Source organism: Streptomyces sp. NPDC058955 (assembly GCF_042741435.1).
Taxonomy (GTDB): Bacteria; Actinomycetota; Actinomycetes; order Streptomycetales; family Streptomycetaceae; genus Streptomyces.
The window spans coordinates 1-13,898 of sequence record NZ_JBHYKM010000039.1 but is presented as its reverse complement, the minus strand read 5'-3'; the positions used below and the strand labels follow the sequence as shown (position 1 = coordinate 13,898).

The window sequence follows — 13,898 nt, the reverse complement described above, 5'->3', positions numbered from 1 at the left end:
CACGGACACCGAGGCACACGCCGGCGCCGACGGGCCGGCCCCTCGCCCCGTCAGGCGTTCACGGTGGCGGCGATCCACTGGCCGTAGAACGGCGACACGGCGGCGGCCGACCAGGTGAAACAGGGCGCGCTTCCGCGGAAGGCAGAGACACTCTGGGCGCCGTCACCGACGCTGGAGCAGACCATCGCCAAGAACTGCGCCCGGTGAGCGCCCTCGGGCCGTTCGAGGCTCGCGTTGCGGACCGTCATCTGCCGGGTCAACGCTCTCGCCACGGCAGCGGGGGTAAGGGCCAGGCCGGGGACGTCCTCCTCGCCGGGGGTCGCCGGCGCACTCGAAAACAAGGCGCGACCCACTCCGGACGTGACAGCACAGGCCTGTCGACGGCGGCCGTGATGTCACGTCCGGAGAGGTGCGCCGGAGGTGACGGTCAGCTCCTTTATTGCGCCTGGGCCTGGCTCCTCAGGGCCGCCGGCTCAGACGGTCCGAAATGCGGTCGAGCACCCACCCGGCCTTCAGCGCCGTCGCGCCGAGAGCGAATGAGGGCATGTAGGGCGGCCGCGGCCGCCAGATCGCACGCAGGTCGTCGTGGATCTCATCACCGGCGAGCCGGTCAGCCAGCAGTGTCCCGATGTAGGGGGACTGGGACAGCCCGTGACCGTTGCAGCTGACGGCATAGAAGACGTTCTTCGCGGCCTCGCCGGCGACCGGGAGGAAGGACGTCATCGCCACCCACCCGCCCCACGCCCGCTGGGGCGCGACATATCCGAGCGACGGGAACCGCTCGTGGAAGCCTTGGACCAGGTCCGCCACCACCGCGCGATCCGGCTCGTGGGCACCCAGCGCCGACGGCGCCGCCTGGAGCCGACGGGTACCGAACATGATCGTGCCGCGAGCGGTGCGCCGGTAGTTCTCGAGAATCGCGTGCGGGGTGATGATGCCGGTACGGCTCGTCCAGCCGATCGCCGCCAGACGGTCGGGATCGACCGGCTCCGTCTCCACCAAGCTGGTCCAGACGGGCGTGATACCGCTCGGGGCGATCTCGAGGTCGCGGGAGTGGGCGTTGGTCGCGAGCACGACCCTCTCGGCGCGGACGCGCCCACCGGGCACGCTGAGCACGACGCCCGCGCCGTCCGGCTCGACGGCCTCCACGGCCGTCCGCTCGAACACCTTCGCACTCGACGCCAGCAGTGCGGCCCGCAGCCCGAGGGCGAGCTTCCCGGGGTTCAGCAGGCCACCGCCCCGCTCGAAGATGCCGCCCAAGAAAGTTCCCGGCAGGCCGAAGTCACGGCCGTCGACAAATTCCACGTCCGCCCCCGCGTCGCGGAGGATCCCCATGTTCTTCCTCAAACGCCGGAGCTGTCCGATGGAGACAGCGGCAATGACGTTACCTGTGGGGTCGTACTCACAGTCGATGGCAAGGCGCCCGATCAGACCCTCGGTGAACCCCGCCGCGTTCCCGCCGTACCGGACGAGGTCGCGGAGCCGGCGTCGGTACAGCAGGCGCAAGAGCTGCGGGTCCCCGGCCAGGGCGTTCGACAAATAGCCCGCGTTGCGTGAACTCGCACCCCAGCCGCAGTACCCGCCTTCGAGCAGAGCCACATCGACGCCGCGCTCCGCCAGCCGGAGCGCCGCCGCCATCCCGACGAGACCACCGCCGACGAAGCGACATCGCACCGGACCTCACCTTCCAGCGCTGGCGCGAGATCGGTGGGCCGATCGGTCCACCCGGTGAACGCCGAGTAGGTCAAGCCGTCGGTAGACGCGTTCTTCGCCACGATGCCCCTCGTCTCCCCGTTCCCCGCGTGGGACGGAGAACGAGCGATGGAAGTAAGAAACTCGAATCGTGTTTGAGTTTAGCGCCTTCGTCCAGCTCACCCATCGTCGGACAGCAGTACGCACCCCGCACATCCGAGGCTGGTCGGCGCAAGGCATGCGCCAGCTCAGCTGCGGATCGGGCCGGAGGCGCCGATGCGACACATCGCCAAGCGGCACCGGCCACGCCGCGCGGAAACTCGCCCCTCCTCCTCGCCGACACCGGATTCGTCTCCAGCCATCGCCTCGGGTGAGTCCCGGCGAGGGCTTGCTGGCGTGGCACGCCGGGCCGGAGCGGTGATCACCGGCACGGCTGACGTGATCGCGCCGTCGGAGCCGTCCTGGATCCCCCGCTCGTCAGGCTGAGTCGTCGACAGTTCGGGAAGCCAGTGATCGTGCTGCGACACGAGGCGCGGATGCAGCCCGCCAGGGCCAGCCCTAGCGGGCTGCCGCTGGAGGGCCGGGCCGCCCTGCCCCGGGCGCACCGACCTGGCGCCGCGTCGGCTCGCCCCGCCGTTCGGGGTTTCCAGGTCAACGCCCACACCCGACTCGCCTCAGCGGTCGGCCGACTGCCGCCTGAGAACCGCACCCGACGGCAAGACGCGGAAGGAACCCGACGTCAAGGCCGCCGCCGGCAACCTCGCCCTTGCCGGACGAAGAAGAGGGTCACACCGAAGTCCTGCACGCCCGACGTGACATGAAGATCATTGACGGGACAACCCTTCGGCGCGGCCGACAGCGCACCCTCCCCACAGAGGCGATCAGCCTGGGGGATGCACGCACGCGCCGGCCGCCGCTCCCAGCGGTTCCATGTCGGAGAGTCAGCCCAGAGGCGGTCCGGGCAGGGCTCTTCAGGATCAGCCCCGCCCCGATGGACGACCACATTCCCCTCATCCACCCCCGGGACCCACATGCGCCACGATGTCTCGCCAGCTCGCGAGCGGCGCAAACCACGGCGCCACGACCACGCCCAGCACGGCACCGCACCGCACCGCACCGCACCGCACCGGCAGACTCCTGACGCTCTGCCAGGAAAGTCAGCAAAAAAGTCAGCATCCAGTTGATCAGATCTGCTCCCACGCAAGCACACCCTGGAAACACAATCGTCGACTGCACGACTGCGGGAGAGATACGACAGGACCCCTCCCCCAGTCGCGGCGACAGCTGCAAGAGGAAACCGAAAATCTCCGATGCTCCATCGGCTCGACAGGGAAATTCCCAGTTCAGCGCACTCGGCCTCGCGCCTTCAGGTGGGCCGCGGGGACCTCCGGCGCGTCCAGGCGGCCACCGTCGTACCCCTTCACCTCGCCGAAGCAGTCGGACGTCATCCAGTCCTCGCGGGCCTTGCGGATCTCCTCGTCCGTGCGGCCCACGAAGTTCCACCACAACACGGACCGCTCCACGTCGGCCCCAGCATCTGCTGTTCCTTCACAGGACACCTGAGCAAGCACCAAGATCCGGACCACTCCCGCACCGTTTCGCTTGTCGGAAGCATCAGCGCCACTATCCCCGCAGGCCAGCGCCTCGGAGCTCCTGCACCACCAGCAGACGAAGAACCTGCGGTTACCTCAAAGTGCCGAGAATCAGGCGGCTTCCCATAGGCCGGCGTCGAGGATCCGGGCGGCCTTGGTGATGCTGCCCGGCATCAGGTGTCGGTAGGTGCGGTACGTCTCCTCGATGGACTTGTGCCCCATCCACTCCGCCACGTCGGTGATGGGGATCCCGTTGCCGAGGGCGTTGGAGGCGAAGTAGTGCCGGAAGCCGTACATCCCCACGCTTGCCTCCGGCGGCAGGTCCGTGAAGAGCTTCCTCACCCGGCGCCGCTCCATGCCCTCGGTGAAGTAGCCGCCCGGACCGCGCAGCAGGTAGCCGTCCCTCGTGGTGCCGTGCTTGGCCTCGTACCGCTCGATCGCCTCCCGGACCGATCGCGGCAGAGGCACCTCGCGGAACTCCCCCGCCTTGCGGTGCTTCAGCTTCGCCGGCTTCAACGTGTTGGAGTGGATCTGCTCCCGCACTCGGTAGACGTCCTGCGCCACCATGTTGTGGACATTCACCGCCCTCGCCTCGCCGTTGCGCAGGCCGCACCCCGCCATCATGACGATCTCCAACGCCAAGTCCTCGTCGGCGACCGTCAGCGCCTTTGTCACGTAGTCGAGAGAGGGAATGGCAACCGTTCCCCGCACGTATTCAGGTTCCTGCACGCCCTTCACCGGATCGTCCGCCATCGCTCCTTTAGCATACGCGTCCCGAAGAATGGTCTTGAGGACCCGGAAGATGTTCACCTGGTTTCCCCGGCCGACCCCGTCGCTCTCCATCTCGTCCAGGAACCGCTCGACCACCATCGGCGTGACCGAGTTCAGCTTCCGCGCTCCCAGGCGCGGGATGATATGTACGTTGATCGAGCTGTCGACATGCTCACCCGTGGAGTAGTCCGTCATCCTGCGCTGCCGGTGACGCCACTGCTTCGCGTACTCCTCAACCGTCAGCTGACCCAGTTCACGGCGGGCCGCCGCCACCGACGGCGCCGTGGTCTTCTTCTCCGCATACAGCTGGGTGAGGCGTTCGATCGCGTCGTCCTGCGTGCCGTACCCGGACTCCTCGCGCTGCTTGCCGAGCGCGTCCCGGAAGCGGATCGAGTAGGGGTGAGGGCAGCGGGTGGGCTTCGCGCAGTCGCAGTCCTTGAAGAAGGAACCCATGCCGCGGGCGAGCTGTCGGGCCATCGATGAACCATCCGTTCCAGCCCAAGGATCATGCTCAGGCACCGCATCGCAGGTCGAAGGTCAGCAAGCGCGGACACCATGCGGACGCATGCTGACCGTTTGCTGACCTGAGGGGGGCACATGATGCCCCTGACCTGCGGTGACGCCAAATAGTCAGATCTTGGACTTGAACATGGTACGTATCAGCGCCCCACCGGGAGCCCCCGTGACGGTCGTCACCCCGGGGAGGCCGGGGGTCAGAGCAGGAAGCCCGCCGGGAAGGGGTCGGTGGGGTCCAGGAAGTACTGGGCGGTGCCGGTGAGCCAGGCGCGGCCGGTGACGGCGGGGACGACCGCGGGCCGTCCCGCGACCGTCGTCCGCTCCAGCACGGTGGCGGTGAAGCGGCTGCCGATGAAGGACTCGTTCACCAGGACGTCGCCGACGTCCGCCTCGCCCCGGGCGTGCAGTTGCGCGAGGCGGGCGCTGGTGCCGGTGCCGCACGGGGAGCGGTCGAACCAGCCGGGGTGGATGGCCATGGCGTGACGGGAGTGGCGGGCGGTGGATCCCGGGGCGACGAACTGGACGTGGTGGCAGCCCGCGATCTCGGGTGACGCGGGGTGCACCGGGCGCAGCTGCTCGTTGACGGCGTCCATGACGGCCGCGCCGGTGGTGAGGATGCGGGGTGCGGCGGCTCGGTCGAAGGGCAGGCCGACGCGTTCGATCGGGAGGATGGCGTAGAAGTTCCCGCCGTAGGCGAGGTCGAGCCGGACGGGCCCGTGCCCGGCGACCTCGACCACGGCGTCGAGCCGGTCGACGAAGGAGGGGACGTTGCGCAGGGTCACGCCGAGGGCGCGCCCGTCGGCGACCTCGACGTCGGCGACGACCAGGCCGGCCGGGGTGTCCAGGCGGATCACCGTCCGGGGTTCGGTGACCGGGACCATGCCGGTCTCGACGAGCACGGTCGCCACGCCGATGGCGCCGTGGCCGCACATCGGGAGGCAGCCGGAGACCTCGACGAACAGGACGCCCCAGTCCGCGTCGGGCCGGGTGGGCGGCTGGAGAATCGCCCCGCTCATGGCGGAGTGGCCGCGCGGCTCGTACATCAGCAGGGTGCGCAGGTGGTCGAGGTGGGCGAGGAAGTGCAGCCGGCGTTCGGCCATGGTGGCGCCGGGGATCGGCGCCACGCCGCCGGTCACGACCCGGGTGGGCATGCCCTCGGTGTGGGACTCGACGGTGTGCAGGACGAGTTGGCTGCGCATGGGGGATCTCCGGTGGTGCTGGGGCGAGTGGGGAGGGGGGTGGTGCGGTCAGCTGTAGCCGCGGGCCTGGAGCTCGACGAGTTCGCGGTACGGGCCGTCCTGGGCCATCAGCTCGTCGTGGCCGCCGCGTTCGCGGACGGTGCCGTTCTCCAGGACGACGATCAGGTCGGCGCGGCGGACCGTCGAGAAGCGGTGCGAGGTGAAGAGCGTGACGGCGCCGCGGGTGCGGGCGGCGGGTTCCGCCGTGCGGTCGAAGCCGCGGAAGAGCCGGTACTCGGCTCCCGCGTCGAGTGCCGCGGCGGGCTCGTCGAGGACCATCAGGAGCGGGTCACGGCGGATCAGGCAGCGCGCCAGGCCGAGCGACTGCCACTGACCGCCGGAGAGTTCGGCGCCGTCGCCGTAACCGCGCCCGAGGAGTCCGTCGAGCCCGCCGGGCACGGAGTCGAGGACGGCGTCGGCCCCCGCGGCGGCCAGGGCGGCCCGCACGGGAGCCTCCTCGCCGAGCGCGTCGACGGCACCGATCCCGACGCTCTCGCGGAGCAGCAGCTCCACCCGGGCGAAGTCCTGGAAGAGCGGCGCGACCCGGGCGTTCCACTCCCCCGGGGCCAGCCGGCGGAGGTCGGTGCCGTCGACGAGGATCCGCCCCTCGGTGGGCCGGTAGAGGCCGCAGAGCAGCTTGACCAGGGTGCTCTTGCCCGCGCCGTTCTCGCCGACGAGCGCGAGGGTCGCGCCGGCCGGGATCAGCAGGTCCACGCCGCTGAGCGCGGGCCGGTCGGCACCGGGGTAGCGGAACCCGACGCCCTCCAGCCGGATGCCGTGGTCCAGCCGGCGGGGGGCGGGAACGGTGGGCGTGGCGGCGGGGGCGGTGGCGCGCGGGGCGTTCGCCGGCGGGTCCTCGTCCGCACGGGACCAGGCGTGGAGCTGTTCCAGCCGGTGGGCGGTGCGGCCCGCGCCCTGGAGGAGACCGGACTGGGCCACGGCGCCGGAGACCTGCGTCGCGACCTGGACGGCGAGGGCGATGACCAGCACCACGTCGCCCAGGCCGGCCGTGCCGTCGGCGGCCCGGGCGACGACCAGCAGGACGGCGCCGCCGTAGGCGGCGGCGAAGCAGAGCTGGCCGAGGGCGCGCAGGGCGGCGGCCTTCGCCTCGGCCCGGGTCAGCACCCGGGAGGTCTCCCGCCAGGAGGCGGCGTGCTCGCGGACGACCTCCGGTCCACCGCCGAGCAGCCGCAGTTCGGTCACCGACCGGGCGGTGGTGGCCAGGCCCAGGAGGTGGTGGCCGTACCGGAGACGTTCCGCCGTCGCCTCCCGCGCGGCGTCCGTGAGCGCCTGGGCGCGCCGTCCCAGCCACACGGGGACGACGGCGGCGAGCGGGAGCAGCAGGAGGTACGGGTCGATGGAGCCGAGCAGCACCGTGGTGACCACCGCCTGCACGGCGAGGCCCAGGAAGTGGAGCAGGGCCTCCAGCGCGGCCCGGGTCCCGGCGAGTTCGTCGCGGACCAGGGTCACCGTGTCGGCGAACTCCGGCCGGTCGGCGTGGGCGAGGCCCGGCACGCCGTTCGACACCTGGGCGAGTTCCCGGTGGAGCCGGCTCTCCATCTGCTCGCCGACCTCGAAGTAGGACAGGTGGGCGAAGTGACCGAGCATCAGCTCGGCGAGGAGGAGTCCGGCGGTGGCCAGGGCGGCCGCGACCGCCGCCCCGCCGTGGCCGGCCAGTGCCTCGTCCGTCAGGCCGCGCAGGGCGAGGGCGGTGCCGGGGGTGGCGAGGTGGCCCAGCAGCAACAGGAGCACGGCGACGGCGAGTCGGCGGCCGCCGTCGCGGAGGGCGAGCCCGCCCAGCCATCGGACGGCGTGCAGGACGAGGCTCATCGGGAGGGCTCCAGGGTCGGCCGCGCGGTGCCGTCGGCGTCGGGATCGGAAGGGGTGGCAGCCGTCGCGTCGCGGGGCTCCGCGGCGGTGTCGTCGAAGCGGGCCGCCTGGAGACGGAAGAGCCGGGCGTAGGCGCCGTCCAGGGCGAGCAGTTCCTCGTGGGTCCCCCGCTCGGCGACCCGGCCGCCGTCCAGGACGACGATGTGGTCCGCCCGGCGCACGGTGGAGAAGCGGTGGGAGATGACGACGCTGGTGAGCCCCTGGGTGAGGGTCAGGAACCGGTCGAACAGCTCGGCCTCGGCGCGGACGTCGAGCTGGGCGGTGGGCTCGTCCAGGACGAGCACCCGCGCGCCCGCCTCGACCGCGTAGAAGGCCCGGGCCAGGGCGATGCGTTGCCACTGGCCGCCGGAGAGGTCCTGGCCGCCCCGGTAGCGCTGCGAGAGGACGGTGTCGAGGCCGTCCGGCAGGCCCTCGACCAGTTCCCGGGCCCCCGCCCGGTCCAGCGCCGCCTCCAGCGCGGAGGCGGGGAGTTCGGCGGCCCGGCCCGGCGCCCCCATGAGGATGTTGTACCGGGCGGTGGACTCGTACCGGATGTAGTCCTGGAGGATCACCGCGAGGCGGGCCCGCCACTCCTCGGTGTCGAGGGTGCGCAGGTCCCGGCCGTCGACCGTGATCCGGCCGGCGGTGGGCGCGTACAGGCCGGTGAGGAGTTTGATGAGGGTGGTCTTGCCGGCGCCGTTGACGCCGACGACGGCGGTGGAACGGCCGGCCGGCAGGTCCAGGTCCAGGCCGTCGAGGACGGTGCGGGACCCGTGCGGGTAGCGGAAGCCGACGCCCTCGAAGCGGACCGCGTCGACGGGCGCGGCGGCCGGAACCGGCTCGCGGGGCGGGGACTCAGACGCCGGAGCGGCGGTCCGGCCGGTGTGGCGTTCGAAATCGCGCAGGGCGTGGAACGCCTGGAGGCCGAACTGGGTCTGGGCGTCGCTCTCGGGGAAGTACACCCCGAAGCGCATCGGGATCAGGATCGTCTGGATGGCCAGGGCGAGGCCGAAGAGGCCGATCCCGCCGTCGAGGGCCCGGTCGGTCAGGGTCAGCAGGAGCACGGTCGCGCCCGCGAGCCCTGCGGCGGTGAACCAGAGGAACGGGGCGAAGAGCAGGCGCCGCCGCTCCTTCCAGAGGACGGCCAGGAAGCGGTCGCTCTCGGTGTCGTGGCGCCGGGCCAGCCAGTCGAAGGCGGAGAGGATCCGCAGCTCCTTGGCGGCCGCCGGCCCGGAGCCGAGGTTCCGCAGGTACGCCAGCTCCCTGCGGCGCGCGCCGAGACCGCGCCACATCCCGGCGAACCGCCCGAGCGAACCGCGCTGACCGAAGCGGATGACGAGCGCGGTGCCCCCGGCGACCAGGGCCGGCCAGGTCCCGACGGCGAAGGCCAGGACGACCACCGCGCCGGCGAGCTGTCCGTACCGCGCGATCAGCGCCAGGGTGCCGGCGACGGCGTCGCCGGGGGTCAGCCTGGAACTCTGGAACGCCTCGCGGGCGTCGCCGAGCAGGGCGAGGGCGTCCGGCTCCTCCAGGACCGGCAGCGCGACCCCGTCGGCCGACGCCGCCATCATCCGCCCGGCGCAGTGGAGGTCGATCCGCCGGGCGACGAGGAGTCCGGCCCACTTCTGGAAGGGGGCGAGGACCTGCTGGAGGGCGAGGGCGGCGGCGCCGAGGCCGAAGGGGCCGAGCAGCTCCGTCCAGCTGCCGCCGTCCGGGCCGAGCAGGCCGGACACGCGGGAGAGGGTCGCGGCCATGCCGATGGCGAAGCCCAGCGGCAGCAGGCCGAGGAGCAGGTTGAGGAGGGCCACCGCGGCGACCGTCGTGCGGCCTGCCGCCGGCATCAGCCCGAGGACGGGCAGCCACTGGCCGAGGCGGCGGGCAAGGAACGAACGCCGGGGCGGGGCGGTCGCGTCGGGCACGGCGGGGCCTTTCTCGCGGGTCTGCCGGATCCGCGCCGGACGGCGCGGAAAGGAGCGGAAGGGGGTACGGGAGGGGGCGCGCAGGGGTGCGGGCATCGGGCGGGGTCGCTCGCCGGGGTCCGGGGGCACCCGGCGCGGATCGCGCGCGTGGTGGGGTCACCGGTCACCGGAGGGCTCCGGACGCGGCCGGGCCGAAGGCGGCGACGGCGACGGCGACGGCGACGGCGACGACTTGGCCGGAACACATGTCTATACCAATCAAGCCGGTCTGGCGAGTCCGTTCCAGCCGCCCGCCGGGGCCCCGACTCCCTTTGTTCGAACGCTGGTTGCCGCGTCGGCGGGCAGCTGCCTACGGTTCCGGCGCCGACCGGCCGCAGCCCGTCGGGCGCGGGCCGGACATCCGGTACCGCCGGTCGGCGCGACCGCCGACAGAACCCAGGAGGTCCCCCGTGACCACCCCGGCCGAGCCCCCCTCCGAGCCCCCTTCGGAGTTCCCCACCCCGGCGCGGGTCCTCGCCCCGCTGCTCCGCATCCCCGCGTCCCGCCGGCACTTCCGGCTGCCGCTCCCCGCGCTGGAGAAGGAGTACGGGATGGGCGCCCCGCTCGTCGACGAGCTGACCGCCCTCGGGCTCCCCCGGCGGGAGACGCCCGACGGTCCGCTCTTCGACGAGAACGACGTCGCCTCCGTCTCGCTCCACCTCCGACTCCCCTCGGCCCGGCGCGCCGTGATGGCCTTCTGGCTGCGCACCCTGCGCCGGCTCACGGCGCCCGGCGACCCGCCCGTCCACCGCGTCGACGTCACCGTCGGCTGCCCGGATCCCGGTCACGACGGCGTGTGCCGCTACGAGGCCGACCTCGGCGACGGGGGAGCCGGCGGGGTCTTCGAGACCGGGCCCGGGCCCCAGCGGGTGCTGGTCTCCCTGACCCTCGGCGGCGCCGAGCGACCTCGTGAACTTCCGTCGGTCCTCAGGAAGTTGTGCGAAGAGTTCCGGGACGTCGACTACTACCTGCTGCCCGGCGACGCGGCCGCCGAGCCGGACCTCCTGCGCCGCACCGGCATGGCCGACTGCGTCCTGATCAGCCGGGCCCTGGTCGACGCGGCCCGCGCGCGGGGCATCGAGGCGCGGCTGTCCGGCGGCCTCCTCGTCGCCGTCCCCTTCTCCTCCACCCACACCTGGGCCGAGTGCCGGGTGGACGGCGTCTGGCTCCCGGTGGACCCGCTGCTGCCGAAGGCGCTCGCGTCCTGGGGCGTGCCGGGGGCGGAGCTGTGGTCACCGACGCTGTCCCCGGTGGGACTCTTCCACCGGCTCGGCGGGGCGCCCCTGCGGCCGGTGACCCACGGCGGGACGCCCTGCGGCGCCTCGCTGCGCACCCGCGAGGAGGCACCGGCGTGAAGCACCCCGAGGCCACCGGCGCGGTCCACCTGCACGACCTGCTCTCCCACCGGGCCGCCGCCACTCCGTCGGCGCCGGCCGTGACCGCCCCCGACGGGCGGCACGACTACCGGGAACTGCACCGGGCGGCCGGGGCGGTGGCCGCCCTGCTGGTCCGGCACGGAGTGCGCCCCGGCGACCGGGTCCTGCTGCACGGGCCCAACTCCCTCGCGCTCGCCGCGGCGGTCTACGGCTGCTCGCGGGCCGGCGCGGTCCTCGTGCCGCTGCACCCGGGGATCCGGCGGCCACAACTGGACCACGTCGTACGGGACTGCGCCCCGGTCCTCGCCCTCGTGGCCCCGGACCACGCCGAACTGCACCGGGGCTCCGGGGTGCCGGCCGTCCCGCTCGCCGTACCCGTGCCCGGGCCGGGCGGCCTCGGCCTCCCGGAGCCCCCGTACGACCCGGACCGGCCGGCCGCGCTCGTCTACACCTCGGGGAGCACCGGCGCGCCCAAGGCCGTGGTGTCACCGCACGCGGCGATGCTGTTCGCGGTCCGCGCCATCGCCGACCGGCTCGGCTATCGCGCCGACGACACCGTCTTCTGCCCGCTGCCGTTCTCCTTCGACTACGGGCTCTACCAGCTCTTCCTCGCCACCCTGGCGGGGGCCTCGCTGGTGCTGCCGTCGCCCGCCGAGACCGGGCCGCGCCTGCTGCGCGCCGTGTCCGGGAGCGGCACCACGGTGCTGCCGCTGATGCCGGCGATGGCCTCGGTCCTGGTGCGGCTCGCCGAGCGGGCCGGCGGGGGGCCGGAGCGGGTGCGGCTGGTGACCAGCACCGGCGCCGCCTTCCCCGAGCCGCTCGTCGACGCGCTGCTCGGGGCGCTGCCCGGCGCGGGGGTCGCCCTGATGTACGGGCTCACCGAGTGCAAGCGCGTGTCGATCCTGACGCCCGGGGAGCGGGTGGACCGACCGGGCTCGGTGGGCCGCCCGCTGGCGGGGACCGGCTGTGCGGTCGTGGACGACGAGGGGCGGGAGGTGCCGCCGGGGACGGAGGGGCAGATCGTGGTGCGCGGGCCGCACCTGATGGCCGGCTACTGGGGAGCCCCGGAGACGAGCGCCGCCCGCTTCCCGGTGCGGCCCGACGGCACCGCCGAGTTGTGGACCGGCGACTACGGGCGGCTCGACGCGGACGGCTACCTCTATGTGACGGGCCGCCGGGACGACCTGTACAAGCAGAACGGCTTCCGGGTCGGCGGCATCGAGGTCGAGCGGGCCGCGCTGGCCGTCCCGGGCGTCGCCCAGGCCGCCGTGGTCCCGCCGTCGGGGGACCGACCCGCCCGGCTCTTCCTGGTGACCGGGCTCGGGCTGCCGGAGTTCCTCGCGGGGCTCGGGGAGCGGCTGGAGCAGTACAAGGTGCCGCCGCTGGTCCGGATCGTCCCGGACCTGCCCCTGACCGCCCACGGCAAGGTGGACCGGGCGCGGCTGGCCCGGGAGGAGGGGTGAACGCCCTCGGGAGGAGTGCGGAGGTCGTCCGGACCAGAGGTGAACGGAGGTTGTTCGAACGGGCGTTGTCGGTCCTCGGCGGCCGCGGCTACGATCGCCCCGGTCGTGACTGGCGAGAGTGGAGCACCACAAGGAAGCGGCCCCTCCCCGGATCCGACGTCGACCGCCTGGGCGTCCTCCCTCCAGCCTCCCCAGCACCCCGAGGAGACCCGGCGTGGACATGCGTTACGGAATCAACCCCCAGCAGGCGGCGGCCAGGGCCGTGCCGGTGGACCCGGAGCGGGTGCCGCTCCGGCTGCTCCAGGGCCGCCCCTCGTACATCAACCTCCTGGACGCGCTGAACTCCTGGCAGTTGGTGCGGGAGGCGGCGCGGACCCTGGGCCGGCCGGCCGCCGCGTCGTTCAAGCACGTCTCCCCCGCCGGTGCGGCCCTGGCGGGTCGGGTCGACGAGGCGACCGCCCGCCTGTACGGCGTGGACGCGGCCTCCGTGGGCGAGCTGACCAGCGCCTATCTGCGGGCCCGGGACGCCGACCCGAAGTCCTCGTACGGCGACTTCGTGGCGGTCTCGCACGAGGTGGACGTGGAGCTGGCGCAGCTCCTCACCAAGGTGGTCTCGGACGGGATCGTGGCCCCCGGCTACGCCCCCGGGGTGCTGGAGATCCTGGCGAGGAAGAAGAACGGCGCCTTCCTGGTGATGGAGGCCGACCCGGCGTTCGAGCCGCCGGAGGAGGAGTCCCGGGACGTCTTCGGTCTGCGCCTCGTCCAGGAGCGCGACCGGGTCGGGCTCTCCGCGTCGGTCCTCGCCGACGTGCACGTGGGCTCCCTCTCCGAGGAGACGCGCTCCGACCTGCTGCTCGGCCTGGCCGTGCTGCGCTACACCCAGTCCAACTCGGTCTGCTACGTGCGGGAGGGGCAGACACTGGGGATCGGGGCGGGCCAGCAGTCCCGGGTGGACTGCACCCGGCTCGCCGGAGGCAAGGTGGACACCTGGTGGCTGCGCCGCCACCCGCTGGCGCAGGCGCTGGAGTTCCGTCCGGGCGTCCGCCGCCAGGACCGGGTGAACTGGCAGGTCCGTTTCGTCGAGGGCGACCTGACCGACGACGAGCGCGCCCGCTTCCGCGAGGCGGTCGAGGCGGAGCCCGGCACGCTGGACGCGGCCGAGCGGGCGGCCTGGCTCGCGAAGCTCACCGGGGTGTCCTTCGTGTCGGACGGATCGCTGCCGTTCCGGGACAACGTCGACCACGCCCGCCGGCACGGGGTGACGAGCATCGCCGAGCCGGGCGGTTCGATCCGCTCCGGCGACGTCGAGGACGCCTGCCGCGAGTTCGGCATCTCCCTCGCCCGGACCGGCCTGCGCCTGTTCCACCACTGACCCGTCCTCCTCCCCCGGTTCCTCCCGGAGGCCGGAGCGCCGCGCACCCCG

The 13,898-nt window shown here is 73.2% G+C and carries 10 protein-coding genes and 1 riboswitch; of the genes, 3 read left to right on the top strand and 7 right to left on the bottom strand.

The window, feature by feature from the left end; all coding sequences use genetic code 11:
- Positions 1 to 50: 50 nt before the first annotated feature.
- The 7 genes from ACFW1I_RS17340 to ACFW1I_RS17310 all read right to left on the bottom strand — a co-directional run bounded on the left by ACFW1I_RS17340 (position 51) and on the right by ACFW1I_RS17310 (position 9,597).
- On the bottom strand, positions 51 to 272 hold the full coding sequence (locus ACFW1I_RS17340) for a hypothetical protein (RefSeq protein ID WP_384670522.1): 222 nt from the start codon (positions 270 to 272) through the stop codon (positions 51 to 53).
- 187 nt (positions 273 to 459) lie between these two features.
- The gene (locus ACFW1I_RS17335; protein ID WP_384670521.1) at positions 460 to 1,674 is read right to left on the bottom strand and encodes an NAD(P)/FAD-dependent oxidoreductase; all 1,215 of its coding nucleotides are present in this window, start codon (positions 1,672 to 1,674) and stop codon (positions 460 to 462) included.
- Between the two features lie 1,361 nt (positions 1,675 to 3,035).
- Positions 3,036 to 3,203, bottom strand: coding sequence for a pirin (locus ACFW1I_RS17330; protein ID WP_384670519.1), 168 nt, complete (start codon positions 3,201 to 3,203; stop codon positions 3,036 to 3,038).
- 192 nt (positions 3,204 to 3,395) lie between these two features.
- Positions 3,396 to 4,532, bottom strand: coding sequence for a tyrosine-type recombinase/integrase (locus tag ACFW1I_RS17325; RefSeq protein WP_384670517.1), 1,137 nt, complete (start codon positions 4,530 to 4,532; stop codon positions 3,396 to 3,398).
- Between the two features lie 236 nt (positions 4,533 to 4,768).
- A complete protein-coding gene (locus ACFW1I_RS17320; protein ID WP_384670515.1) occupies positions 4,769 to 5,770 on the bottom strand; it encodes a proline racemase family protein in 1,002 nt (333 codons plus the stop codon).
- A gap of 48 nt (positions 5,771 to 5,818) precedes the next feature.
- Positions 5,819 to 7,639: an ATP-binding cassette domain-containing protein gene (locus tag ACFW1I_RS17315; protein WP_384670513.1), complete on the bottom strand. Its 1,821-nt coding sequence runs from the start codon at positions 7,637 to 7,639 to the stop codon at positions 5,819 to 5,821.
- On the bottom strand, positions 7,636 to 9,597 hold the full coding sequence (locus tag ACFW1I_RS17310) for an ABC transporter ATP-binding protein (RefSeq protein WP_384670511.1): 1,962 nt from the start codon (positions 9,595 to 9,597) through the stop codon (positions 7,636 to 7,638). Before ACFW1I_RS17310 ends, ACFW1I_RS17315 begins: the two co-directional genes overlap by 4 nt.
- Positions 9,598 to 10,046: 449 nt before the next feature.
- On the opposite strand from ACFW1I_RS17310, the gene ACFW1I_RS17305 reads away from it, so the two are divergent.
- The 3 genes from ACFW1I_RS17305 to ACFW1I_RS17295 all read left to right on the top strand — a co-directional run bounded on the left by ACFW1I_RS17305 (position 10,047) and on the right by ACFW1I_RS17295 (position 13,847).
- Positions 10,047 to 10,991 carry a transglutaminase domain-containing protein gene (locus ACFW1I_RS17305; protein ID WP_384670510.1) on the top strand — a complete coding sequence of 315 codons (945 nt, stop codon included), beginning with the start codon at positions 10,047 to 10,049 and terminating at the stop codon, positions 10,989 to 10,991.
- Positions 10,988 to 12,475: a class I adenylate-forming enzyme family protein gene (locus ACFW1I_RS17300; protein WP_384670508.1), complete on the top strand. Its 1,488-nt coding sequence runs from the start codon at positions 10,988 to 10,990 to the stop codon at positions 12,473 to 12,475. Before ACFW1I_RS17305 ends, ACFW1I_RS17300 begins: the two co-directional genes overlap by 4 nt.
- Positions 12,476 to 12,570: 95 nt before the next feature.
- A riboswitch (ZMP/ZTP riboswitch) is annotated at positions 12,571 to 12,655 on the top strand.
- A gap of 40 nt (positions 12,656 to 12,695) precedes the next feature.
- Complete coding sequence (locus tag ACFW1I_RS17295) at positions 12,696 to 13,847, top strand: phosphoribosylaminoimidazolecarboxamide formyltransferase (protein ID WP_384670579.1); 1,152 nt, start codon at positions 12,696 to 12,698, stop codon at positions 13,845 to 13,847.
- Positions 13,848 to 13,898 lie beyond the last annotated feature (51 nt).

What these genes read in the sequence shown, in the direction of transcription:
- ACFW1I_RS17325 (WP_384670517.1), bottom strand. Translation starts at nt 4,532, where the DNA reads ATGGCCCGACAGCTCGCCCGCGGCATGGGTTCCTTCTTCAAGGACTGC.
- ACFW1I_RS17315 (WP_384670513.1), bottom strand. Translation starts at nt 7,639, where the DNA reads ATGAGCCTCGTCCTGCACGCCGTCCGATGGCTGGGCGGGCTCGCCCTC.
- ACFW1I_RS17295 (WP_384670579.1), top strand. Translation starts at nt 12,696, where the DNA reads ATGCGTTACGGAATCAACCCCCAGCAGGCGGCGGCCAGGGCCGTGCCG.
- ACFW1I_RS17320 (WP_384670515.1), bottom strand. Translation starts at nt 5,770, where the DNA reads ATGCGCAGCCAACTCGTCCTGCACACCGTCGAGTCCCACACCGAGGGC.